This is a genomic window from Algihabitans sp., assembly GCF_965226985.1.
Classification (GTDB): Bacteria; Pseudomonadota; Alphaproteobacteria; order Kiloniellales; family DSM-21159; genus Algihabitans.
On sequence record NZ_OZ245712.1, the window covers coordinates 1998451 to 2018789 of the forward strand.

Sequence of the window (20339 nt, forward strand, 5' to 3'; positions counted from 1 at the left end):
CGTCCCTCAGGCCTCGGCGTACTCTAGTCGGCCGCCAACTGCCGAGCGATGACGAGGCGCTGGATGTCGGACGTGCCCTCGTAGATCTGACAGACTCGAACGTCGCGGTAGATACGCTCGACCGGATAGTCTTCCAGGTAGCCGTAACCGCCGTGGATCTGCAGAGCGGCCGAACAGATCTGCTCCGAGGCCTCCGAGGCGAAGAGCTTGGCCATGGAAGCTTCCTGCAGGCAGGGCTTGCCCGCATCCTTCAATTCCGCGGCATGGAGAACCATCAGCTCGGCAGCCTTGATCTGGGTGGCCATGTCTGCGAGCCGAAAGCCAACGGCCTGATGATCGACGATCTTCCGGCCGAAGGATTCCCGCTCCTTGGCGTACGCCAGCGCCGCCTCATAAGCTGCGCGTGCCATACCGACGGCCTGAGCCGCGATGCCGATGCGGCCGCCTTCCAGGTTGGAGAGAGCGATCTTGTAGCCCTGCCCTTCCTCGCCCAGCAGCAGGTCTGGGGTCAGTTCGAGCTGATCGAAGACGATCTGACAGGTATCGCTCGCGCGTTGTCCGAGCTTCTTCTCGACGCGTGCGACCTGATACCCGGGACTTTCGGTGGGGACGATGAACGCGCTGATACCCCGTTTGCCGGCCTCCGGGTCGGTCACGGCGAAGGCGATGGCTACGTCCGCCGTGCTTCCGCTGGTGATGAACTGCTTGGTGCCGTTCAGCACCCACTTGTTGCCGAGCTTGCGCGCGGAGGTCTTGATCGCCCCGGCGTCGGATCCCACAGAGGGTTCGGTCAGGCAAAAGGCCCCCAGCTTCTCCCCGCGCGCCATCGGCCGCAGAAAGCGCTCCTTCTGCTCGGTCGAGCCGAAGTTGGAGATCGGCATGCAGCCGACCGAGTTGTGCACCGCCATGATGGTCGAGACCGAACCGTCGCCTGCCGCAATCTCCTCGATCGCCAAAGCGTTGGACACGGCATCCGCACCGGCACCGTCGTATTCCTCGGGCACGTTAATGCCCATGAAGCCAAGCTCGGCTAGCTGGGAAATCGCCTCTTGCGGGAATCGAGCCTCGCGGTCCCACTCGGCAGCATTCGGTGCGAGCACGTCGCGAGCGAACTGGCGGGCGGTGTCGCGGATCAGCGTCTGCTCTTCGGTCAGCATCGGGCGGCCCCAGGTTCGATCCATATAAACTGTCGTCTGACAGAATTGCCGCTGCGGCGCCCGCTTTCAAGCCGTCCGGCCAAGTCTCGCCGCGGCCCTGCGCCACGCGATCCCAATCCCGATCTACACACTAAGGTATTGGTGCAGAATAAGCGCCCAAGCAGCACATACACTCGTGTGAGCGATTGGTTAATATCCCAAAAAAATCTATGGACAAAATCAAAATCGCATGTATGCTTACATATGCAGATCGCTGGTGTCGCGGCCTGTAAGGATCGACAGCCGCCCCCGTCACCTACCCAGCCCTGCCGTAGACGGTAAAGGCAGTCGATTCGGAGGAGTCCACGGTAAAGCCCCCGACGGCCGTCGGACTCGCACAACGCACCCGGAAGCGGGACCCAGCAGGCAGCGGGGTTCCCGCTCTTCGGGCGTTGAGCGTCGCGTGAAACGATCGGCTACCAGGGGAGTTCAGCCCCGCTGTGATCGAAGAAGCGACCGCTGTCTTCGATCGTCAGACTCGCCATCACGCGCCGCAGTCCCGCCACCGAGTCCGCGACCGTCAGTGCCGCGTCGCTACCCCCCATATCGGTCCGCACCCATCCGGGATGAACGGACACGACAGTGATCCCTCGCGCAGCGAGATCGACCGACAGACCGCGTGTCACCATGTTCAGCGCAGCCTTGCTGGAGCGGTAGGGGTAGCCTCCGCCGGCGTCGTTTTCGGCGATTGAGCCAAGTCGAGAGCTCATGTTGACGATCAGCTTGCCGTGGCTTGCCGCGACCAACTCCACGAAGTTTTCGACCATCCGCAGGGGCGCCAGCAGATTGATCGCGAGGACCTTGTTCCACGCCTCGAAATCCTGACTCCCGAAGCCGTCCCGCGGGCCGTAGATCCCAGCGTTGTTGAACAGCAGATCCAGCGTTTCGCCCCCCAGCGAGCGGGCGAGGCCGCCGACTTGAAGATCGTCGGTGACATCCAGACGATGAACCTCGATCCGATCCTCGGACGCGGCTGCTGCCGCCCGCAGCTCCGGCGCCTTGTCCGGCATCCGGCAGCAGGCGTGCACCTGCCAGCCGTCCGCCGCGAAGCTGCGTGCCAGCTCGAGCCCCAACCCACGGTTGGCACCGGTAATCAGCGCAGTCGGCACGTGCGCCCTCCTCTGTTCCGGGTCACCCTCTCTCCCAGAGACATGGCACGGCCTCGTAACTTCTCCAAGTTGGCCCCTGCGCCACCAAGAGGTTTGCTCTCTTTGCGTCCGGCCGCGCGATTCTGGAAGGCCACGGAGCCAGGCTGAAAAGCCGAATCTCACATATCTTGAGTTGTTTTTTTATTCCACGTGTTTCCTCAGATTGCATATTAATTACCTTGACGTGTATTTCTTTTCGTAATACGCCACCCCGCACTCTAGTCATGGTGGTGGAACGGAAATATGAACACTTTTAAGTATATAGCGGCAACAGCTCTGCTGGCTGGCACCGCGAGCCCGGCCTTCGCCGAAGCCGACACCTTCCGGCCCTATATCGAAGGACAGCTCGGCCTCGCGATTCCAAGCGATGTCGATTACAATTCCGACGCCGTCGACGCCGCGCTCGGAACACCGGTGGACGCCGAGGCATCCATCGACAATGCGCTGTCATTCGGCGCCGAGCTGGGCCTTACCTTGGACCCAGTCCTCCCCGGACTGCGCACCTCGCTCGGCATCTCCCACCGATCTTCGGATTTCGATGATGTCGACGTTACGCTAGGCGGTGCAAGCACGACCTTCGATGCGGATGGCGACATCAGCCTGACCTCTTTGCAAGGCAATCTGTACTACGACATCGATCTAGACTCGCGTTTTACGCCCTTCGTCGGCGGCGGGCTCGGTGTGACCTGGGCCAAGGTAGACAGCCCCGACAGCACCGTCCCCTCCTTCGACGATACCGATGCCTCTTTCTCCTGGTCGCTGATGACCGGTCTCAACTTCGAAGTGACCGACAACATCCTCGTCGGGGGCAAATACCGCTTCACGCGGATCAACGGTTTCGACCTCGAGGGCACGATCGATCCGGCCAATCTGGGATTCGCTGGGCCTTCCCTCGACAGCAGCTACGAAACTGACGCGGTGTCGCTGCACGAAGTTCTCTTCACCGTCGCCTACCGTTTCTGACACTCTCTGAAACAGGCGAACAGGCGAGAGGCTCTCATTGCAGACATGAGGGCCTCTTTCCTTTTCTGCTTCAGCCGTCCCAAAAGGCAAGCTGGCCGAATTGCCATCTAAAGCAGGACCAGGCCCGCCAGTCCGAGAAAGGCGAAGAAGCCGACGACGTCGGTCACCGTGGTCAGGAAGACCGACGAGGCGATGGCCGGGTCCGCCCCGAAGCGCTCGAGCACGATGGGAATCAGGGCGCCGAACAGCCCCGCGACGACGAGATTGATCACCATCGCCGTGGCGATCACGGCGCCGAGCAGCGGATCGCCGAACCAAAGCCAGGCGATGACCCCCATCAGGACAGCGAAGGAGACGCCGTTCAACAGCCCGACCAGCAGTTCCTTGGTGATGAAGCGCCGCATGCTGCGGCCGGCCAGATCCTTCATCGCGATGGCCCGCACCGCGACGGTTAGAGTCTGGGTACCGGCATTGCCACCCATCGAGGCGACGATCGGCATGAGCACGGCCAGGGCCACGATCTCCTGAATCGTCGCTTCGAACAGGGCGATCACCAAAGATGCCGAGATCGCCGTCAGCAGGTTCACGGCCAGCCAGGAGAAGCGGCTGCGCGTTGTGCGGAGGAGGTCCGAGTAGACGTCGCTCTCGCTGACGCCACCCATCTTCAGAAGGTCCTCCCCCGCCTCCTCGTCGATCACGTGCACGATATCGTCCAGCGTGACCACGCCGACCAACCGGCCCGCATCGTCGAGCACCGGAGCCGACAAGAGGGAGTACTGCCGGAAGCGGTAGGCGACCTCCTCCTGATCGAGAGTCACCTGGATCGGATAGAAATCCTCGCTCATCAGAGCCGAGACCTTGACCGGCCGTTTCGAGCGGAGCACGCGGCTGAGCGGCAGCTTGCCGATCGGCTTGTAGCGCGGGTCGACGACATAGAGGTCGTAGAAGTCGCTGACGATCTGCTTCTTGTTGTTCCGCATCCAGTCGATGGTCTCGCCCACCGTCCAGATCGAGGGGACGACCACCACTTCGCGCTGCATCAGGCGCCCGGCGGAATCCTCGGGGAAGGTCATGCCCTCGGTCAGCAGGCGCTGGATGGTGCGCGGCACCAGACTAAGGATCTGGGCGCGTGGCTCCTCGTCCAGGTCCTCGAAGAACTCCAGAGCGTCGTCGCTCTCCAATTGCCGCAGCAGCTGCGCGGCGGTCTTCGCGCCGATGTCGGCGACGACCGCATTGCGCAGTTCCGGCTCCAGGTAGGTGAGGACCTCGGCTTCCAGCGCTTCCCCGACGATGCGCAGCAGCAGCTTGCGCTCGTCCCGGTCCAGCGCCTCCAGCAGATCCGCGGTGTCGGCCGGATGCAACGGCTCGACCAAGCGCTCCACCTGCCCGACATCGCTGTCGGCCAGCGCCTTCCGTACGGCATCGATCTGCGCGAGCGCCAATCCGACGGTGTCTTCGCTCGCCTCCTCGCGGCTCGCCGCTTCCTGCGGGCGCTCGGCGGTGGCGGGTTCGGCCATAGGCGGCTCCTCGGATCCTGCTCTCATTATAAGACCAGAGAGCGATTCACGTCTCAGGCGCAGGCGAACCGCTTCCGCCTGAGACGATCGCGCTCTAGCTGGCTGCTTCCGCGCGCGCGACGCTCCGCTGTCGTGCCTGGGCGTCCACCGCGGCGACGGCGGAGGCATTGACGACACCGCGCGCCGTCACCGACGGCGTCAAGATCATCACCGGCGCTGCCGCGCCGAGCAACAGCGGCCCGACCGGCAGCCCGTCGCCCGCGATCTTCAGCAGGTTGAAGGAGATGTTCGCCGCATCCAGGCTCGGCATGATCAGCAGGTTCGCCGCGCCGCTCAGGCGCGAGTTGGGGAAGATGCGCGCCCGAATGTCTTCGGACAAGGCCGCGTCGGCATGCATCTCTCCCTCCGCCTCCAGCTCCGGGTGGCGGCGATGCAGAAGCTTCAGGGCCTGCTGCATCTTCACGGCGTTGACATCGTCATGGCTGCCGAAGTTGGAGTGGCTGAGCAGAGCGATCTTCGGTTCGATGCCGAAACGCCGGACCGCCTCGGCTCCCAGGCGGGCCATCTCCACGATCTCCTCGGCTTCCGGATCGCTGCTGACCTGGGTATCGGCGATGAAGAGCGCGCCGCGTCCCGTGATCAGCAGACTGAGTGCCGAGAAGTCCCGGGCGCCCGGGGCGAGACCGATGGTCATCTCGACCTGGCGGAGATGACGCTGATAGCGCCCCTCCACGCCGCAAATCAGGGCATCGGCATCGCCACGCTGCACCGCGATGCAGCCGATCGCCGTCGCGTTGGTGCGCAAAATGGTCCGTGCCTCGTCGGTCGTGACGCCCCGCCGTTCCGTGAGACGATGGTATTCGCTCCAATAGTCCCGGTAGCGCGGATCATCCAAAGGATCGACCAGTTCGAAGTCCTGGTCCGGCTTGATGCGCAGTCCCAGTTCCTTCAGGCGTTTATCGACCACGCGCGGCCGGCCGCAAATCACCGGCACGCCCAGGCCCTCGTCGACCATGATCTGAGCCGCCCGCAAGACGCGCTCGGCCTCGCCCTCGGCGAAGAAAACGCGCTTGGCTTCGCTGCGGGCCTGTTCGAACACCGGTTTCATCAGCAGGCCGGAGCGGAAGACGAACTGGTTGAGGCGTTCCCGATAGGCCTTGAAGTCGGCAATCGGCCGGCGTGCGACACCGCTGTCCATCGCCGCCTTGGCCACGGCCGGCGCGATCTCGAGGATCAGGCGCGGGTCGAAGGGACGCGGGATCAGGTAGTCGGGCCCGAAGCTGTAGGCCTGACCGCCGTAGGCCTTGACCACGACCTCCGAGACCTCGGCCATGGCGAGGTTGGCGATGGCCTTCACGCAGGCGACCTTCATCTCCTCGTTGATAGTGGTTGCGCCGACGTCCAGCGCACCGCGGAAGATGAAAGGAAAGCAGAGGACGTTGTTGACCTGATTGGGATAGTCCGACCGGCCGCTGGCGATGATCGCATCCGGCCGCGCCTCGCGCGCCGCCTCCGGCCAGATCTCGGGCACCGGATTGGCCAGCGCGAGAATCAGGGGATCGCGCGCCATCCTAACGACCATCTCCGGCTTGAGAACGCCGGGCGCGGAGAGCCCGAGGAAGATATCGGCACCCTCGATGACCTGGTCGAGGCTGCGCAGATCGGTTTTCTGGGCGTAGGCCGCCTTCCAGGGATCCATCTCCTCGGTCCGCCCCTCGTAGACCAGACCCGCGATGTCGTTGACCCAGATGTTCTCGCGCCGGACACCCAAGGCCACCAGCAAATCCAGACAGGCAATAGCGGCAGCGCCAGCGCCGGAGGTGACGACCTTGACCTCCTCGATCTTCTTGTCGACCAGACGCAGGCCGTTGTAGATCGCCGCGTTGACGATGATCGCGGTGCCGTGCTGGTCGTCATGGAAGACGGGAATGTCCATGCGTTCGCGCAACTCGCGTTCGACGACGAAGCATTCCGGCGCCTTGATATCCTCCAGATTGATCCCCCCGAAGGTCGGCTCCAGCGCGGCGACGATCTCGATCAGCTTTTCCGGATCGCGCGCATCGACCTCGATATCGAAGACGTCGATGTCCGCGAACTTCTTGAAGAGAACGGCCTTGCCTTCCATCACCGGCTTCGAGGCCAAGGGGCCGATCTGCCCGAGGCCGAGCACGGCCGTGCCATTGGTCACCACGCCGACGAGATTGGCGCGCCCGGTCATCTCGGCCGCCGCCGCCTCATCGGCCACGATGGCCTCGCAGGCCGCGGCGACGCCCGGCGAATAGGCCAGCGCCAAATCCCGCTGGTTGCCCAGCGGCTTGGTCGCGACTACCTCCAACTTCCCGGGTCGTGGAGCCCGGTGATATGCAAGGGCTGCATCCTTGAAATCGTCAGCCATACCTGAAGCCATTCCTCCCTCGGTCATGAGCGCCGCGACGTTAGCCGATGCGCCCGACCTCGGAAAGGCGCCGCGCGGCGAAATCCTGACCACCCGACACGGGTCGCTGGAGTGGATCGTCGCGGAGGCGCCGGTTCCCTACCCGCCGGCCGTGACCTGGATGGAGGACCGGGCCGCCGCGATCCGGGCCGGGACGGCGCCGGAATGCGTCTGGTTGCTGGAACATCCGCCGCTCTACACCGCGGGGACCTCGGCCGACCCGGCCGATCTGCTGGAGTCGCGCTTTCCGGTCTTCAAGACCGGCCGCGGCGGCCAGTACACCTATCACGGCCCCGGTCAGCGGGTGGCTTACGTTCTGCTCGACCTCAAGGTCCGTCAGCCGGACGTACGCGCCTTCGTCTGCCAGCTCGAAGACTGGCTGATCCGAAGCCTGGCCGACTTCAGGATTGCCGGTGAGCGCCGCAGCGGGCGAGTCGGTATCTGGGTCGAACGGTCAGAAGGTCGAGAAGACAAGATCGCCGCCGTTGGCGTACGCGTACGCCGCTGGGTGACCTACCATGGGGTCTCGCTGAACGTGGCGCCGAATCTGGAGCACTTCGACGGAATCGTGCCCTGCGGCATCCGCGAGCACGGCGTGACCTCCCTTGCGGATCTGGGTCAGTCCGTCGGGCTGCCCGAGGTCGACCGCGTGCTGAAGGACCGCTTTATCGAGGTGTTCGGCTAAACGCGCGCCCGAAGGTCGCCGGCGCTTACGCCTGGTCGTAGTCCAGCACGACCCGGTCCGTCAGCGGACGAGACTGGCAGGTCAGCACGAAACCCTGCGCCACCTCCTCCGGTTCCAAGGCGTAGTTCACTGCCATGTCGACCTTGCCCTCGCGCAGCTTGGCCCGGCAGGTGCAGCAGACCCCGCCCTTGCAGGAAAAGGGTAGGTCCAGACCCTTGGCGGTGGCGGCGTCGAGGATCGAGGTCCCCTCGAACCCCAGATCGAAGTCGTGACTGACTCCGTCGAGGATCACCGTGACCTGAGCGCGGTCGCCCTGCGCCTCTCGGCGGCCATGGTCCAGCGGTTTCGGTTTCACCAGGCCCTCGGGGTGGGTGTTGAACAGCTCCCGATACACTTTCTTCTCGGGAACGCCGATCTCCTCCAAGGCGCCGGTGACGTCGGCGATCATGGTGTCCGGACCGCAGACGAAGAAGGCGTCGACCGCGGCCGGATTGATCAGACTGCGGCAGAAGGCCTGCACCTTTTCGCGGTCGAGGCGGCCGGTGAAGAGTTCCGCTTCCTGGGTTTCGCGGCTCAGCACGTGATAGAGGCCGAAGCGGCCGAGGTAGCGGTTCTTGAGGTCCTCCAGCGCCTCCCGGAAGATGATCGAGGCCACCGTCTTGTTGCCGTAGAACAGCAGGACCTTCGAATGGGGCTCGCGCGCCAGCAACGTCTTGGCGATGGAAATGACAGGGGTGATACCGCTGCCTGCCGCGAACAGCACGTAGGTGCGGACCGCCTCGGGATCGAGTTCGGAGGTGAAGCGCCCGTTCGGAGTCATCACATCCAGCGAGGCTCCAGGCTTGAGCGTATCGTTCACAAAGGTGGAGAAAAGGCCGCCCTCCACCTTCTTGACCGCAACCCGCAACTCGCCTTCATCGAGGCCCGAGCAGATCGAGTAGCTGCGCCTTATGTCCTCGCCGTCGATTTCGGTCCGCAGGGTCAGATACTGTCCCTGCTTGTAGTCGTATTCACCGGCGACCTCCGCCGGGACGTCGAAGGCGACGGAGACGGTGTCGTCGGTCTCCTGCCGAACCTCTGAGACCTTCAGTTGGTGAAACCGCGGATGCATGGGGTCTGCGCCCTCTCGCCTAAATGCACTTGAAGTAATCGAAGGGCTCCAGACAGGATCGGCAGCGCCAGAGCGCCTTGCAGGCCGTCGAGCCGAAGGCGCTGACCTGCTCCGTTTCCTTCGAGCCGCAATGGGGACAGGCAACCTCCGGCTCGGCGCCGAAGAGCGCCTTCTTGCTCGGCGAGCCGGTCTCCGGCGGCGCGATCCCGTAGGCGCGCAGCTTCTCGCGTCCCGCTTCGCTCAGCCAGTCGGTGGTCCAGGCGGGATGCAGCACGCTCTTCACCGCGACGGTGGCGTAGCCGGCCTCGCCCAGCACTCGTTTGATCTCGCTTTCGATCATGTTCATGGCCGGACAGCCCGAGTAGGTGGGCGTGATGGTGACGGTCACCGCCCCCTCCGGCCCTATCTCGGCGTCGCGCAGAAGCCCGAGGTCGGCGATCGTCAGCACCGGAATTTCCGGATCCACGACAGCCTCAAGAGTCCGCCAGAGATCAGCCAGCTCCGGTGAAGCAGCCTCGGGTCGCTTGGTCTGTGCTTGGAGCGCCATGACCAAGGTCTTCTACCAGCGAGCGTCGGGATAGGCGCGCTGCAGGAACTGCATCTCGGCGAGAATGTAGCCCAGGTGCTCGCTGTGGCGTCCGCTGCGTCCGCCGCTCTGCATCCAGCCGTCTTCCGGCCGGACCAAGGTGGCTTCGCCCAAAACGCGGTCGATGGTCTGCGACCAGGCCGGATAGAGGCTTTGCGGATGCGGCCCGATTCCGGCGGCCGCGATGCGCTCCTCCACCCCATCGGCTTCGAACAGTTCACCGCTGTAGCGCCAGAGATCGTTCACGGCTTCCTGGACGCGGCCATGACTTTCAGAGGTTCCGTCACCCAGGCGGATCATCCATTCGGACGAATGGCGTAGGTGATAGGTGACCTCCTTGACCGACTTGGCCGCAATGGCGGACAGCCGCGCGTCGCTCGATGTGAGGAGCGCCGACTGCAGCTCGTAGTGCCAGGCGTCGAAGAGAAACTGACGGACGATCGCGACCGCGAAGTCGTCATCGTTCGGCTGCTCGACCAGCAGGACGTTGCGGTAGTCGAAGCCGTCGCGACGGTAGACCAGCGCATCCTCGTCACGTCCCTCGCCCTCCACCTCGCCGGCGTAGGTCATGACCGAGCGGGCCTGGCCGAGAAGATCAAGCGCCACGTTGATCAGCGCGATATCCTCTTCCAGGACGGGAGCATGCCCGCACCACTCGCCAAGCCGGTGGCTGAGCACGACGGCGTTGTCGCCGAGACGCAGGAGATAGTGGAAGAGCGCCTGCCGGTCGGTCAGGGCTTGCGAAGTCTGCGCGGCCATTGCCGATCCTTCCCTAGATATTCTTCACCTCGTCGGGGATCTCGTAGAAGGTCGGGTGGCGATAGATCTTGTCGCCGGCCGGCTCGAAGAAGGCCTCCTTGTCCTGGGGGTCGCTCGCCGTGATCGCCGTCGAGGGTACGACCCAGAGGCTGACGCCCTCATTGCGCCGCGTGTAGACGTCGCGGGCGTTTTCCAGCGCCATCTCGGCATCCGCGGCATGAAGCGACCCGGCGTGCTTGTGGGCCAGCCCCGCCTTGGCGCGGATGAAGACCTCCCACAGCGGCCAATCGCGCTCTTCCTTTGCGCCGTCACTCATCTTCTTTCCTCCAGAGCATCCGATGGCTACTCGGCGGCGACCGCCGTCGCCTGGGCAGCAGCCGCGCGGGCCCGGCGTTTCTCCGCATGGGCCATCGCGGCTTCCCGGACCCAACGGCCCCGGTCGTGCGCCCGCCGCCGGTCGCGCATGCGCTCGCGGTTACAGGGGCCGTTGCCCTGCAGCACCTGCTTGAACTCTTCCCAGTCGATCTCACCGAAATCGTATTGGCTCGTCACGTCGTTCCAGTGCAGATCGGGATCGGGCACCGTTAGGCCCAAGAACTCCGCCTGCGGCACGGTCACGTCCACGAACTTCTGACGCAGTTCGTCGTTGGAGACGCGCTTGATCCGCCAACGCATCGACTGGGCGGAGTGGGGCGAATCCTTGTCCGTCGGTCCGAACATCATCAGGGAGGGCCACCACCAGCGGTCCAAGGCATCCTGGGCCATACGCTTCTGCGCGGCGGTCCCGCGGGCCAACGTCAGCATGATCTCGTAGCCCTGGCGCTGGTGGAAGGACTCCTCCTTACAGATGCGGATCATGGCGCGGGCGTAGGGGCCGTAGGAACAGCGCTGCAGCGGCACCTGGTTCATGATGGCGGCACCGTCGACCAGCCAGCCGATCGCACCCATGTCCGCCCAGGTCGTCGAAGGATAGTTGAAGATCGAGGAGTACTTGGCCTTCCCCTCCAGAAGCTGATCGACCAGTTCCTGACGGCTGACGCCCAACGTCTCCGCCGCGCTGTAGAGGTAGAGACCGTGGCCGGCTTCGTCCTGGATCTTGGCCAGCAGCGCGGCCTTGCGGCGCAGGCTCGGCGCCCGGGTGATCCAGTTGCCCTCGGGCAGCATGCCGACGACCTCCGAATGGGCGTGTTGGGAGATCTGGCGCACCAGGGTCTTGCGATACCCTTCTGGCATCCAGTCCTTCGGTTCGATCTTGTCGTCGCTGTCGATCCTGGCCTGGAAGCGGCGCTCCAGGTCGCTATCGCCCTGCTCCAGCGGGATCGAGGCATCGCCCTTTTGGACGTCGAGGCCTTGCGTGTACATCCGCGTCTCTCCCTCACGCCGACTTCATCGCCGGCTCCGTTATCCATAAATATATGTCAAAACATCGATCTCGACAAAGATTTTTTGTGACATGCGCCACCCTGCGTCACAGCCCAGGCGAAGGCGCTCTTAGAGCCCGCGCGTGTCCGGGAAGCGCTCGCGAAAATCGGGGGACGGCGGCGGAAGCGAACCGTCTCTGTCGACCGCTTCGGCGTCCAGCCAGCTTTCCGACGGGCCGAGCAGTCCGCGATAGATAGCGGCGGTCAGGCTGTAGGCCCGCCAACCGATCCAATCCTCCGGCAAGAGGTCGGGCGGCAGCAGGGGATCGCGCAGGATCAGGCGTCGGTAGTCGTGGATCAGCAGAATGCGGCCCTGCATGGCCTGAAGAGGCGCAATCGTCCCTTCCCTTTCCAAGGCATCCGCCAGGGGAGCGAAGCGCAGACAGAAGGCCTCGTAGTCCCCGGCCAACACCGCCAGGTCCCAACAGTCCTCGACCAACCGGCGCAAGGCAGCCGGCCTGGAGCCGGGCAGACTTTTCCCCGCAATGACCAGGGGCCGTTCCGACGGAGGCAAGGCCTCCAGGATCGAGGCCAAGGCCACAAGGTCGGGACCGGGATGGATCAGAGCGTTCGGCGCGAGCTCCCCGAAACCGAGCCAGCCCAGTTGCTTGCGCAGACCGTCGCGGCCGCCGTTGTTTCCGCCGGGGATCAGGACAAGATGCCAGTCGTCGCTCCAGCCCCTAGGAGGGCCGCCGTAGATCCGGCGCGTCGCCTCCTGGAAGCGACGACGACCGAGCGAGGAGAGACCGTAGAAGCTGCGTCGCCCGACCGGATGGCGGTCGAACCAGTCGTTGGCCGCCAGACGCGACAGAGCCGTTCGCACTTGGCTGCCGTTGATGCCCAGGCTTTCGAGCAGCGGCAGCAGACTGCCGACTGCCGCCTCGCCGCCGCGCGGCGCGATCGCATCACCGAAGACCGTGACGATCACCGAGCCGGCGCGCACGGGCCGCCGCGCGGCGAAGTCGGCGACTAGTGCCGCGACGATATCACCGGCCTTGGCGGCCGGGGCGTCGGCTTGAGGATCGGCGGCGCCTGGCACCAGAGTCTCGAGCGGTTGCTTCACCCGTCGAGATCTACGACCCGCGCCTGCAGTTTGTCCAGCAAGCGGTCGAGCTGGCCGCGCTCCCCGGCGGTCAGGCCCGCCGTCAGTTCGGCTTCAAGCTGGCGCGCGCGCGGAACGATAGCGCCGTAGACCCGCAGGCCCTTGGCCGAGAGAGAGAGGCGCAGCAGGCGCTGGTCGTCCGGATGCGGCGCCTTCTTCACGAAGCCCTTGTACCGCAGGGCCGTCAGCGCCCGGCTGACCTTGGCCTTGTCCATCGCCGTTGCCTCGCAAACCTCGTTCGAGGAGAGTGGCGCCCGTTCCCCCAGAACCGCCATGACGCGCCACTCCGGGATCGAGAGGCCGAACTCGCGCGTGTAGCGGGCCGCGAAGGCGCGGCTGACCCGATTGGTGGTGACCGACAGGCGGTAGGGCAGAAAGCCGGCGAGGCAGAACTCACCGGCCTCTGTCCGAGTCTCGTCTCTCGTCCCATTGAGCGCCCGGTCTTCGCGGTCTTCATGCTGGCGAAGAGCGGCGCGTGAAGCTTGTGTCATGGCCTACCCCGGTCGTTGACCCGTAGCGCAGGAAGCGGCGCGGATCTTGACAGTCGTTTCGTTTGAAACGATACTTTTTCGCAAAGAAAAGATCAACGCTGGAGCATTGCCGGATCCCTTGCGCGGGGCGCAGCGCTTCGCGTTCGACGCAAGATTTGGAGGGAGCGCCATGCGCAAGTACATCGCCTTTCCGCGCACCGAGGGGCAGGCCAGCCGGCAGGCGCATGTCGCGCTGCCCGAGGGCACCTACGAGCGCGAATTGGGTAAGGAGGGCTTCTTCGGGCCCGCCACCCACATGTATCACAGCCATCCGCCGACCGGCTGGGTGGACTGGGACGGACCGCTGGCCCCCCGCGCCTTCGATCTCGCCAAGATGAATGCCGAACAGCCCTCGCCCTGGGACGCGCAGACGGTGCTGCACAACGCCCACTGCAAGCTGCGCTACTGGCGCGCGCCGAAAGCGATGGATCACCTCGCGCGCAACGCCGACGGCGACGAACTGCTCTTCCTCCATGCCGGACGCGGCCACCTCTACTGCGACTACGGCCACCTGGAAGTTCGGGCCGGCGACTATGTGTTGCTGCCGCGCTCGACCATGTGGCGCCTGGACAGCGAGGAGCCCGTGACGGCCCTGCTGATCGAGGCCACAAACGGCAGCTACATGCTGCCCGAAAAGGGACTGGTGGGGCCGCATGCGATCTTCGATCCGGCGGTGCTCGACACGCCAGCGCTGGACGAGGCCTTCCAGGCGCAGAAGTCCGAGAGCGAATGGCAGGTCCGGATCAAGCGGCTAGGGCAGATCTCCACCGCCACCTATCCCTTCAATCCGCTGGACGCCGTCGGCTGGAAGGGCGATCTGCTGCCGGTCCGCCTGAACGTCACCGACATTCGCCCCCTGATGAGCGACCGCTATCACCTGCCGCCGTCGGCCCACACCACCTTCGTCGGCAACCGCTTCGTCGTCTGCACCTTCGCGCCGCGCCCCTTCGAGAGCGATCCGGAGGCGCTGAAGGTACCCTTCTTCCACAACAACGACGACTACGACGAGGTGATCTTCTATCACGCCGGTAGCTTCTTCAGCCGCGACAACATCCACCCCGGCATGATGACCTTCCATCCCTGCGGCTTTACCCACGGGCCGCACCCCAAGGCTCTGCGGAACGCCTTCAAGCCGAAGGCGGCAGCGACCGACGAGTACGCGGTCATGCTGGATACGCGCGACCCGCTGGAGATCGGCCCGCTGCCGGCCGGGGTCGAGTTCGAAGGCTACAAGGACTCCTGGAGATCGCCGGGCGAGACAGCGCGAGCGGCCGAGTAGCCTCATGAAGTTGGCAAGCTTGAAGCAAGGCCGCGACGGTCGGCTCGCCCTGGTCAGCCGCGACCTGGGTCGGGCGGTGCTGGCCAAGGCCGCCGAGACGCTGCAGGCGGCGCTCGACGACTGGGCGGCGGTCGCACCGCAACTGACCGCCGAGGCCGAGGCCCTGGAGCAAGGCCGCGCGGCCGGCTCCTTCACCTTCGACGAGAGCGCTTGTGCCGCCCCTCTGCCCCGTGCCTATCAGTGGGCCGACGGGTCGGCCTACGTGAACCACGTCAAGCTGGTGCGCCAGGCGCGCGGCGCGGAACTGCCCGAGAGCTTCTGGGAAGATCCGCTGATGTACCAGGGCGGATCGGACTCCTTCCTGGGGCCCCACGACGCCATCGAGGTGGCGGACGAAGCCTGGGGCATCGACCTGGAAGCCGAGATCGCGGTCGTCACGGACGACGTGCCCATGGGCGTCACCCGGCAGCAGGCGGTCGACCACATCAAACTGCTGATGCTGGTCAACGACGTGTCTTTGCGCAATCTGATCCCCGGCGAACTCGCCAAGGGTTTCGGTTTCTTCCAGGCCAAGCCTTCGACCGCCTTCTCGCCCCTGGCCCTGACGCCGGACGAACTGGGCGCGGCCTGGAACGAGGGACGAGTCGAGCTGCCGCTGCTCAGCCGCATCAACGGAAAGGTGCTGGGCCGACCCCAGGCCGGCGAAGACATGACCTTCGACTTCCCCACACTGGTCGCGCACGCCGCCAAGTCCCGGCCCTTGGCCGCCGGCAGCGTCATCGGCTCCGGAACGGTGTCCAACCGCGATCCGGAGGGTGGTCCCGGCACGCCGGTCGATGAGGGCGGACGCGGCTACTCTTGCCTGGCCGAAGTCCGGATGGTCGAGAAGATCCGGAACGGCGAGATTAAAACGCCCTTTCTGGCCTTTGGCGACAGCGTGCGCATCGAAATGCTGGACGCCGAGGGCCGGAGCCTGTTCGGCGCTATCGATCAGGAGGTCCGGCGCTACGCAGGCCCCTGAAAAGGAACCGCAAAAAAACAACGCCTGAGGGAGAGACAGTCGACATGGCCCGCGCCTTCGCATCGCAAGCCGACCTGGACGAAAAGCAGATCACCTTCGAAGAACTGGCCGACGGCCTCTACGCCTATACGGCGGAGGGCGACCCCAACAGCGGCGTCATCGTCGGCGACGATTCGGTGATGGTTGTGGATACCCAGGCGACGCCGGCCATGGCCCAAGACGTGATCGCCCGCATCCGCCAGGTCACCGACAAGCCGATCGACTACGTCTGCCTGACCCACTACCACGCGGTGCGCGTCCTCGGCGCCTCGGCCTACGGTGCCAAGCACACCCTGGCCAGTCAGGGCACCTACGACCTGATCGTCGAGCGCGGCCAGCAGGACTATCAGTCGGAAGTCGGACGCTTTCCCCGCCTGTTCCAGGACGTGGACTCCATTCCCGGCCTGACCTGGCCGACCATGGTGTTCGACCACAAGCTGACTCTCTTCTTGGGCGAGCGCGAGGTGCAGATCATGCATCTGGGCCGTGGCCACACCAAGGGCGACACGGTGGTCTGGCTGCCGAAGGAGAAAGTTCTCTTCGCCGGCGATCTCGTGGAGTTCGGCGCCACGCCCTACACGGGAGACGCTTACCTGCGCGACTGGCCGGAGACCCTGGCCAAGCTGCGGGCGTTGGGTCCCGAAAAGCTGGTGCCCGGCCGTGGCGCAGCCCTGAAGACGGCGGGGGACTGCGAGAAGAGCATCGCCGGAACCCAGGCCTTTCTCACGGCGCTCTACGGGAACGTCGAAGCGGGCGTGAAGGCCGACAAGTCCCTGAAGGAGATCTACGACGCGACCTTCCAGGCGATGGAGCCGACCTACGGCGACTGGGTGATCTTCGAACACTGCATGCCCTTCGACGTCAGCCGCGCCTACGACGAGGCCTCCGGACTGGACGACCCGCGCATCTGGACCGCCGAGCGCGACGTGGAGATGTGGCAGAACCTGGAACAGGCCGACAAGGCCGCGGAGGCCGCGCAACAGCAAGGCTGACCGCCGCGAGACAGACGGCGGCGGCCCCGTCACGGAGGACGCCCATGCCCAAGACCTACAGCAACCCGGTCTTCCCCTATCGCCGCTCGCCGGATCAGGACAGCGGCGGCGCCCGCCATCCGGTCGCGATTGTGGGTGCCGGTCTGGTCGGTCTGGCGGCCGCCGTGGATCTCGCCCAGCGCGGGATCGCGAGCGTGGTTCTGGACGACGACGAGACGGTCAGTTTCGGCAGCCGCGCCATCTGCTTTTCGAAACGCACGCTGGAGATCTGCGACCGCCTCGGTATCGGTCAGGCGATGCTGGACAAGGGCGTCACCTGGAACGTCGGGCGCGTTTTCTTCGGCGAGCGCCGCGTCTACAGCTTCGACCTGCTGCCCGAAAGCGGGCACCAGTTTCCCGCCTTCGTGAACCTGCAGCAGTACTACGCCGAGGAATGGCTGGTCCGGCGCGCCGAGGACACCGGCCTGGTGGACCTGCGCTGGAAGAACAGGGTCACCGCCGTCGACCCCCGCGACGACGGCGTCATTCTGCGGATCGAAACGCCGGACGGACCCTACTCCCTGGCCTGCGACTGGCTGCTGGCCGCCGACGGGGCCAAGTCCTTCATCCGACGGGCGATGGGACTGGCCTTTGAGGGACAGGTCTTCAAGGACCGCTTCCTGATCGCCGACGTGGTCATGAAGGCGGCCTTTCCGACCGAGCGCTGGTTCTGGTTCGATCCGCCCTTCCACAGGGGCCAGTCGGCGCTGCTCCACAAACAGCCGGACGATGTCTGGCGGATCGACCTGCAGCTCGGCTGGGACGCCGATCCCGAGGAAGAGAAGAAGCCGGAGAAGGTGATCCCCCGCCTACAGGCCATGCTGGGCCACGAGGCCGAGTTCGATCTGGAATGGGTCAGCGTCTACACCTTCCAATGCCGCCGGCTCGAGCGCTTCCGCCATGGCCGGGTTCTCTTCGTCGGCGACGCCGCCCATCAGGTCTCGCCCTTCGGCGCGCGCGGCGGCAACGGCGGGATCCAGGACACGGATAATCTCTGCTGGAAGCTGGCCCACGTTCTGCAGGGGCAGGCGCCGGAGTCCCTTTTGGACTCCTACGACGCCGAGCGGATTCCGGCGACGGACGAGAACCTTCTCAATTCGACCCGCGCCACCGACTTCATCACGCCGAAGACCGCCGCCAGCCGCGCCTTCCGCGACGCGGTGCTCGAACTCTCGGAAAGCCAGGACTTCGCACGGCGCTGGGTCAACTCGGGACGCCTTTCGAAACCGGCCGTGCTCGCGGGCTCGCCCCTGAACGGCAGCGCCGATGCGGGAGAACCCGTCACCGACGCCCCGGTTCTGCGCGAAGCGCAGACCGACTGGCTGCTGCGGCATCTGGGCCACGGCTTCACACTGCTGCTCTATGGCAACGACGATACGACCTCCCTGCCCGACGGATTGACCGGCAGGCTGGCGGCCGAGGAAGTGCCCGTCCGGATCTTACGGATTGCCCCGGCTGAGGAAAGCATCGCGACCGAGACTCTGATCGACAGTGAGGGCCTCATAGCCAAGAGACTGCGACTGAGGCCGGGAGACTGGCTGTTAATCCGCCCGGACCAGCACATCGCGGCCCGTGGCGACCGGCCCGACCTGACCGCGGTCCTTGCCGCCCGCGACCGGGCGTTGGGCAAGACCCTAGTACCGGCCCAGCCGGCGCGCTTGGCGGGTTAGCGCCGTGGCGAAACTGCAGACCGCCCCCCGCATCGCGGATCCCGACGGCCTCTACGAAGCGATCATCGAGGCCCATCGCGATCTGGACGAGCCGGAGGCGCGCAAGCTGGACGCAAAGCTGATCCTGCTGCTGGCCAACCATATCGGCGACGCCGAGGTGGTGCGCGAGGCGCTGGCCATCGCCCGCGCCCCGGGTCCGGGAGGCGCGGCGCCCGGACACACAGAGTCCGAAGAGACCGCACCAGGAGACACCACACGCGGGGACACGACACGCGGGGACAGGGCATGAGCCTGACGCTCTACACCTTCTGGCGCTCCTCGGCCGCCTACCGGGTTCGGATCGCCCTGGCGCTAAAGGGGCTTGAGGTGGAGCAGGTCCCGATCCATCTGGTCCGCCAAGGCGGCGAGAACTGGTTCGAAGACTACCGCAGCCGCAATCCCCAGGCTCAGGTCCCGACCCTGGAGGTCGAGGGCACCCCGCTGGTGCAGTCCCTGGCCATTGTCGAGTATCTGGAGGAGGTTCACCCGGCCCCGCCCCTGCTGCCCGCGGATCCCCTGGCCCGCGCCCAGGCGCGCGGCATCGCCCTGGCCATCGCCTGCGACATCCACCCGCTCAACAACCTGCGGGTCTTCACCTACCTGGAACAGGACCTGGGCGTCGACCAACAGACCAAACTCGCGTGGATCCGCAACTGGATCGAAAAAGGTCTGGCCGCCGTCGAGACCCTCGTCCTCAACGCGGGCCAGAGCGGCCCCTACTGCCTGGGCGAGACACCCGGCCTCGCCGACCTCTGCGTCGTCCCCCAGCTCTACAACGCCCGCCGCTTCGACTGTGACACCAGCCTCTTCCCGACCCTGGTGGAGATCGACGCCCTGCTGTCCGACCACCCGGCCTTCAAAGCGGCCCATCCGGCCAATCAGCCCGACAGTGAGGCGTGACGAGGCTTCCTTGAAACGTCTTGCATCACTGTCGGTTCCGTCGCGCCCTCATCCACCGCCGTTTACGGCCTAACAGCTTCAATCCAAGTTGCTTTGCTATCGTGCGGTCCGCTGTGCAGACTTTGCTACCGTTCTTATCGCTGACCCGAATGGCCGCTTAACGTGCGGGCTCCTAACTTAATCGGTTTTCCCAGGAGCGCTTAAACAGAACTAAGGATTCGATCTTCCGTCATAGCATACGAACGCCAGCTTGTTTCCATCTGGGTCACGAACGTAAGCAACATAGAACTTGTCGCCGTATCGTTCAGGGCGAAACCCAGGGCGCCCTTCGTCACGCCCGCCGCCGTCTATCGCCATTTCATACAGTGCGTCGACCAAGGTTGCTGTTGGCAATCGAAACGCGGTCATCGTTCCGTTTCCAACGGTTGCGGGATTGCCGTCATATGGAAGACACGACAGAAATTGGGGTACTGTCTCATCATCACGGTCGCCCCATGACGCGACTTGCTCATCTTCGTAACATGGCGATAGCCCCATCATCTCGAAAAGCGGATTGTAGAAGTCCTTGGCCCGATTGAGATCACTTGTACCCACCATTGTGTAGCCGATCATTTTTCCCGCCTTTCTGTGCTTTCTCGCCATACACCTCCCAGCTTTGCGAGCTTGCGGAGGTTTTGGACCGTTGCCGCTAAGATGAACTCGTCTCTGGCGCCGTTGGGTCCCCTGAGGCGCAACCGGTCGAGCCCGATGATGCGTTTCAGGTGGGCGAACAACATCTCGACTTTTTTGCGCGCGTAGCTAGCGGTCACATAAGCGTCGGTCTTGGTACTGAATCAGCCACTCAGCGGGCGATCAAGCTCGTTTTTCAACACCATCAGGACAAAGCGGACCTCCGCCGCGTTTTCGCG

Annotated in this window: 20 protein-coding genes and 1 pseudogene; 8 read left to right on the plus strand and 13 right to left on the minus strand. The window is 65.0% G+C overall.

The window, feature by feature from the left end; translation table 11 throughout:
- Nucleotides 1-23 precede the first annotated feature (23 nt).
- Nucleotides 24-1181: an acyl-CoA dehydrogenase family protein gene (locus tag ACO054_RS09255; protein ID WP_421710146.1), complete on the minus strand. Its 1158-nt coding sequence runs from the start codon at nucleotides 1179-1181 to the stop codon at nucleotides 24-26.
- Between the two features lie 431 nt (nucleotides 1182-1612).
- Nucleotides 1613-2305 (minus strand): SDR family oxidoreductase, encoded by a 693-nt coding sequence (locus ACO054_RS09260; protein WP_421710147.1) that lies wholly within the window; start codon nucleotides 2303-2305, stop codon nucleotides 1613-1615.
- 282 nt (nucleotides 2306-2587) lie between these two features.
- On the opposite strand from ACO054_RS09260, the gene ACO054_RS09265 reads away from it, so the two are divergent.
- Nucleotides 2588-3307 (plus strand): outer membrane protein, encoded by a 720-nt coding sequence (locus ACO054_RS09265; RefSeq protein ID WP_421710148.1) that lies wholly within the window; start codon nucleotides 2588-2590, stop codon nucleotides 3305-3307.
- A gap of 107 nt (nucleotides 3308-3414) precedes the next feature.
- Here ACO054_RS09265 and mgtE read toward each other — a convergent pair whose 3' ends face one another.
- Entirely contained in the window at nucleotides 3415-4824 is a 1410-nt protein-coding gene (mgtE, locus tag ACO054_RS09270) for a magnesium transporter (protein ID WP_421710149.1), read from the minus strand.
- Between the two features lie 94 nt (nucleotides 4825-4918).
- Nucleotides 4919-7219 (minus strand): NADP-dependent malic enzyme, encoded by a 2301-nt coding sequence (locus tag ACO054_RS09275; RefSeq protein ID WP_421710150.1) that lies wholly within the window; start codon nucleotides 7217-7219, stop codon nucleotides 4919-4921.
- 106 nt (nucleotides 7220-7325) lie between these two features.
- Here ACO054_RS09275 and lipB point away from each other — a divergent pair, with 106 nt between their 5' ends.
- Nucleotides 7326-7943: a lipoyl(octanoyl) transferase LipB gene (lipB, locus tag ACO054_RS09280; RefSeq protein WP_421710353.1), complete on the plus strand. Its 618-nt coding sequence runs from the start codon at nucleotides 7326-7328 to the stop codon at nucleotides 7941-7943.
- Between the two features lie 25 nt (nucleotides 7944-7968).
- Here the strand turns inward: lipB and paaE are convergent, their stop codons facing one another.
- From paaE to ACO054_RS09315, 7 genes are all read right to left on the minus strand, one after another.
- Complete coding sequence (paaE, locus tag ACO054_RS09285; RefSeq protein ID WP_421710151.1) at nucleotides 7969-9054, minus strand: 1,2-phenylacetyl-CoA epoxidase subunit PaaE; 1086 nt, start codon at nucleotides 9052-9054, stop codon at nucleotides 7969-7971.
- A 19-nt stretch (nucleotides 9055-9073) separates the two neighbouring features.
- The gene (paaD, locus tag ACO054_RS09290) at nucleotides 9074-9601 is read right to left on the minus strand and encodes a 1,2-phenylacetyl-CoA epoxidase subunit PaaD (RefSeq protein WP_421710152.1); all 528 of its coding nucleotides are present in this window, start codon (nucleotides 9599-9601) and stop codon (nucleotides 9074-9076) included.
- Nucleotides 9602-9613: 12 nt separating this feature from the next.
- Nucleotides 9614-10399: a 1,2-phenylacetyl-CoA epoxidase subunit PaaC gene (gene paaC / locus ACO054_RS09295; protein ID WP_421710153.1), complete on the minus strand. Its 786-nt coding sequence runs from the start codon at nucleotides 10397-10399 to the stop codon at nucleotides 9614-9616.
- A 13-nt stretch (nucleotides 10400-10412) separates the two neighbouring features.
- Nucleotides 10413-10715, minus strand: coding sequence for a 1,2-phenylacetyl-CoA epoxidase subunit PaaB (gene paaB, locus ACO054_RS09300; RefSeq protein WP_421710154.1), 303 nt, complete (start codon nucleotides 10713-10715; stop codon nucleotides 10413-10415).
- A gap of 26 nt (nucleotides 10716-10741) precedes the next feature.
- Nucleotides 10742-11761, minus strand: coding sequence for a 1,2-phenylacetyl-CoA epoxidase subunit PaaA (paaA, locus tag ACO054_RS09305; RefSeq protein WP_421710155.1), 1020 nt, complete (start codon nucleotides 11759-11761; stop codon nucleotides 10742-10744).
- Nucleotides 11762-11890: 129 nt separating this feature from the next.
- Nucleotides 11891-12883: a phenylacetic acid degradation operon negative regulatory protein PaaX gene (gene paaX / locus ACO054_RS09310; RefSeq protein ID WP_421710156.1), complete on the minus strand. Its 993-nt coding sequence runs from the start codon at nucleotides 12881-12883 to the stop codon at nucleotides 11891-11893.
- Nucleotides 12880-13413, minus strand: a complete 534-nt coding sequence (locus ACO054_RS09315) for a MarR family winged helix-turn-helix transcriptional regulator (RefSeq protein ID WP_421710157.1) — start codon at nucleotides 13411-13413, stop codon at nucleotides 12880-12882. Before ACO054_RS09315 ends, paaX begins: the two co-directional genes overlap by 4 nt.
- 169 nt (nucleotides 13414-13582) lie before the next feature.
- On the opposite strand from ACO054_RS09315, the gene ACO054_RS09320 reads away from it, so the two are divergent.
- From ACO054_RS09320 to maiA, 6 genes are read left to right on the plus strand one after another with little or no spacing between them, the layout of a single operon-like run.
- Entirely contained in the window at nucleotides 13583-14731 is a 1149-nt protein-coding gene (locus ACO054_RS09320) for a homogentisate 1,2-dioxygenase (protein WP_421710158.1), read from the plus strand.
- 4 nt (nucleotides 14732-14735) lie between these two features.
- The gene (locus ACO054_RS09325) at nucleotides 14736-15752 is read left to right on the plus strand and encodes a fumarylacetoacetate hydrolase family protein (protein ID WP_421710159.1); all 1017 of its coding nucleotides are present in this window, start codon (nucleotides 14736-14738) and stop codon (nucleotides 15750-15752) included.
- A gap of 44 nt (nucleotides 15753-15796) precedes the next feature.
- Nucleotides 15797-16783 carry an MBL fold metallo-hydrolase gene (locus ACO054_RS09330; RefSeq protein WP_421710160.1) on the plus strand — a complete coding sequence of 329 codons (987 nt, stop codon included), beginning with the start codon at nucleotides 15797-15799 and terminating at the stop codon, nucleotides 16781-16783.
- Nucleotides 16784-16827: 44 nt separating this feature from the next.
- Nucleotides 16828-18492 carry an FAD-dependent oxidoreductase gene (locus ACO054_RS09335; RefSeq protein ID WP_421710161.1) on the plus strand — a complete coding sequence of 555 codons (1665 nt, stop codon included), beginning with the start codon at nucleotides 16828-16830 and terminating at the stop codon, nucleotides 18490-18492.
- Between the two features lie 4 nt (nucleotides 18493-18496).
- A complete protein-coding gene (locus ACO054_RS09340) occupies nucleotides 18497-18781 on the plus strand; it encodes a DUF2783 domain-containing protein (protein WP_421710162.1) in 285 nt (94 codons plus the stop codon).
- The gene (gene maiA, locus ACO054_RS09345) at nucleotides 18778-19431 is read left to right on the plus strand and encodes a maleylacetoacetate isomerase (RefSeq protein WP_421710163.1); all 654 of its coding nucleotides are present in this window, start codon (nucleotides 18778-18780) and stop codon (nucleotides 19429-19431) included. Before ACO054_RS09340 ends, maiA begins: the two co-directional genes overlap by 4 nt.
- Nucleotides 19432-19641: 210 nt before the next feature.
- Here the strand turns inward: maiA and ACO054_RS09350 are convergent, their stop codons facing one another.
- Nucleotides 19642-20043 (minus strand): VOC family protein, encoded by a 402-nt coding sequence (locus ACO054_RS09350; RefSeq protein WP_421710164.1) that lies wholly within the window; start codon nucleotides 20041-20043, stop codon nucleotides 19642-19644.
- Nucleotides 20040-20237, minus strand: a pseudogene (locus ACO054_RS09355) (transposase); the annotation flags it as partial. The gene ACO054_RS09350 and the pseudogene ACO054_RS09355, both read right to left, overlap by 4 nt.
- Nucleotides 20238-20339: the final 102 nt, after the last annotated feature.

What these genes read in the sequence shown, in the direction of transcription:
- paaA (WP_421710155.1), bottom strand. Translation starts at nt 11,761, where the DNA reads ATGTACACGCAAGGCCTCGACGTCCAAAAGGGCGATGCCTCGATCCCG.
- ACO054_RS09265 (WP_421710148.1), top strand. Translation starts at nt 2,588, where the DNA reads ATGAACACTTTTAAGTATATAGCGGCAACAGCTCTGCTGGCTGGCACC.
- ACO054_RS09335 (WP_421710161.1), top strand. Translation starts at nt 16,828, where the DNA reads ATGCCCAAGACCTACAGCAACCCGGTCTTCCCCTATCGCCGCTCGCCG.
- paaC (WP_421710153.1), bottom strand. Translation starts at nt 10,399, where the DNA reads ATGGCCGCGCAGACTTCGCAAGCCCTGACCGACCGGCAGGCGCTCTTC.
- ACO054_RS09320 (WP_421710158.1), top strand. Translation starts at nt 13,583, where the DNA reads ATGCGCAAGTACATCGCCTTTCCGCGCACCGAGGGGCAGGCCAGCCGG.
- ACO054_RS09350 (WP_421710164.1), bottom strand. Translation starts at nt 20,043, where the DNA reads ATGATCGGCTACACAATGGTGGGTACAAGTGATCTCAATCGGGCCAAG.
- mgtE (WP_421710149.1), bottom strand. Translation starts at nt 4,824, where the DNA reads ATGGCCGAACCCGCCACCGCCGAGCGCCCGCAGGAAGCGGCGAGCCGC.
- ACO054_RS09330 (WP_421710160.1), top strand. Translation starts at nt 15,797, where the DNA reads ATGGCCCGCGCCTTCGCATCGCAAGCCGACCTGGACGAAAAGCAGATC.
- maiA (WP_421710163.1), top strand. Translation starts at nt 18,778, where the DNA reads ATGAGCCTGACGCTCTACACCTTCTGGCGCTCCTCGGCCGCCTACCGG.
- paaE (WP_421710151.1), bottom strand. Translation starts at nt 9,054, where the DNA reads ATGCATCCGCGGTTTCACCAACTGAAGGTCTCAGAGGTTCGGCAGGAG.
- ACO054_RS09275 (WP_421710150.1), bottom strand. Translation starts at nt 7,219, where the DNA reads ATGGCTGACGATTTCAAGGATGCAGCCCTTGCATATCACCGGGCTCCA.
- paaD (WP_421710152.1), bottom strand. Translation starts at nt 9,601, where the DNA reads ATGGCGCTCCAAGCACAGACCAAGCGACCCGAGGCTGCTTCACCGGAG.
- paaB (WP_421710154.1), bottom strand. Translation starts at nt 10,715, where the DNA reads ATGAGTGACGGCGCAAAGGAAGAGCGCGATTGGCCGCTGTGGGAGGTC.
- ACO054_RS09325 (WP_421710159.1), top strand. Translation starts at nt 14,736, where the DNA reads ATGAAGTTGGCAAGCTTGAAGCAAGGCCGCGACGGTCGGCTCGCCCTG.
- ACO054_RS09255 (WP_421710146.1), bottom strand. Translation starts at nt 1,181, where the DNA reads ATGGATCGAACCTGGGGCCGCCCGATGCTGACCGAAGAGCAGACGCTG.
- ACO054_RS09315 (WP_421710157.1), bottom strand. Translation starts at nt 13,413, where the DNA reads ATGACACAAGCTTCACGCGCCGCTCTTCGCCAGCATGAAGACCGCGAA.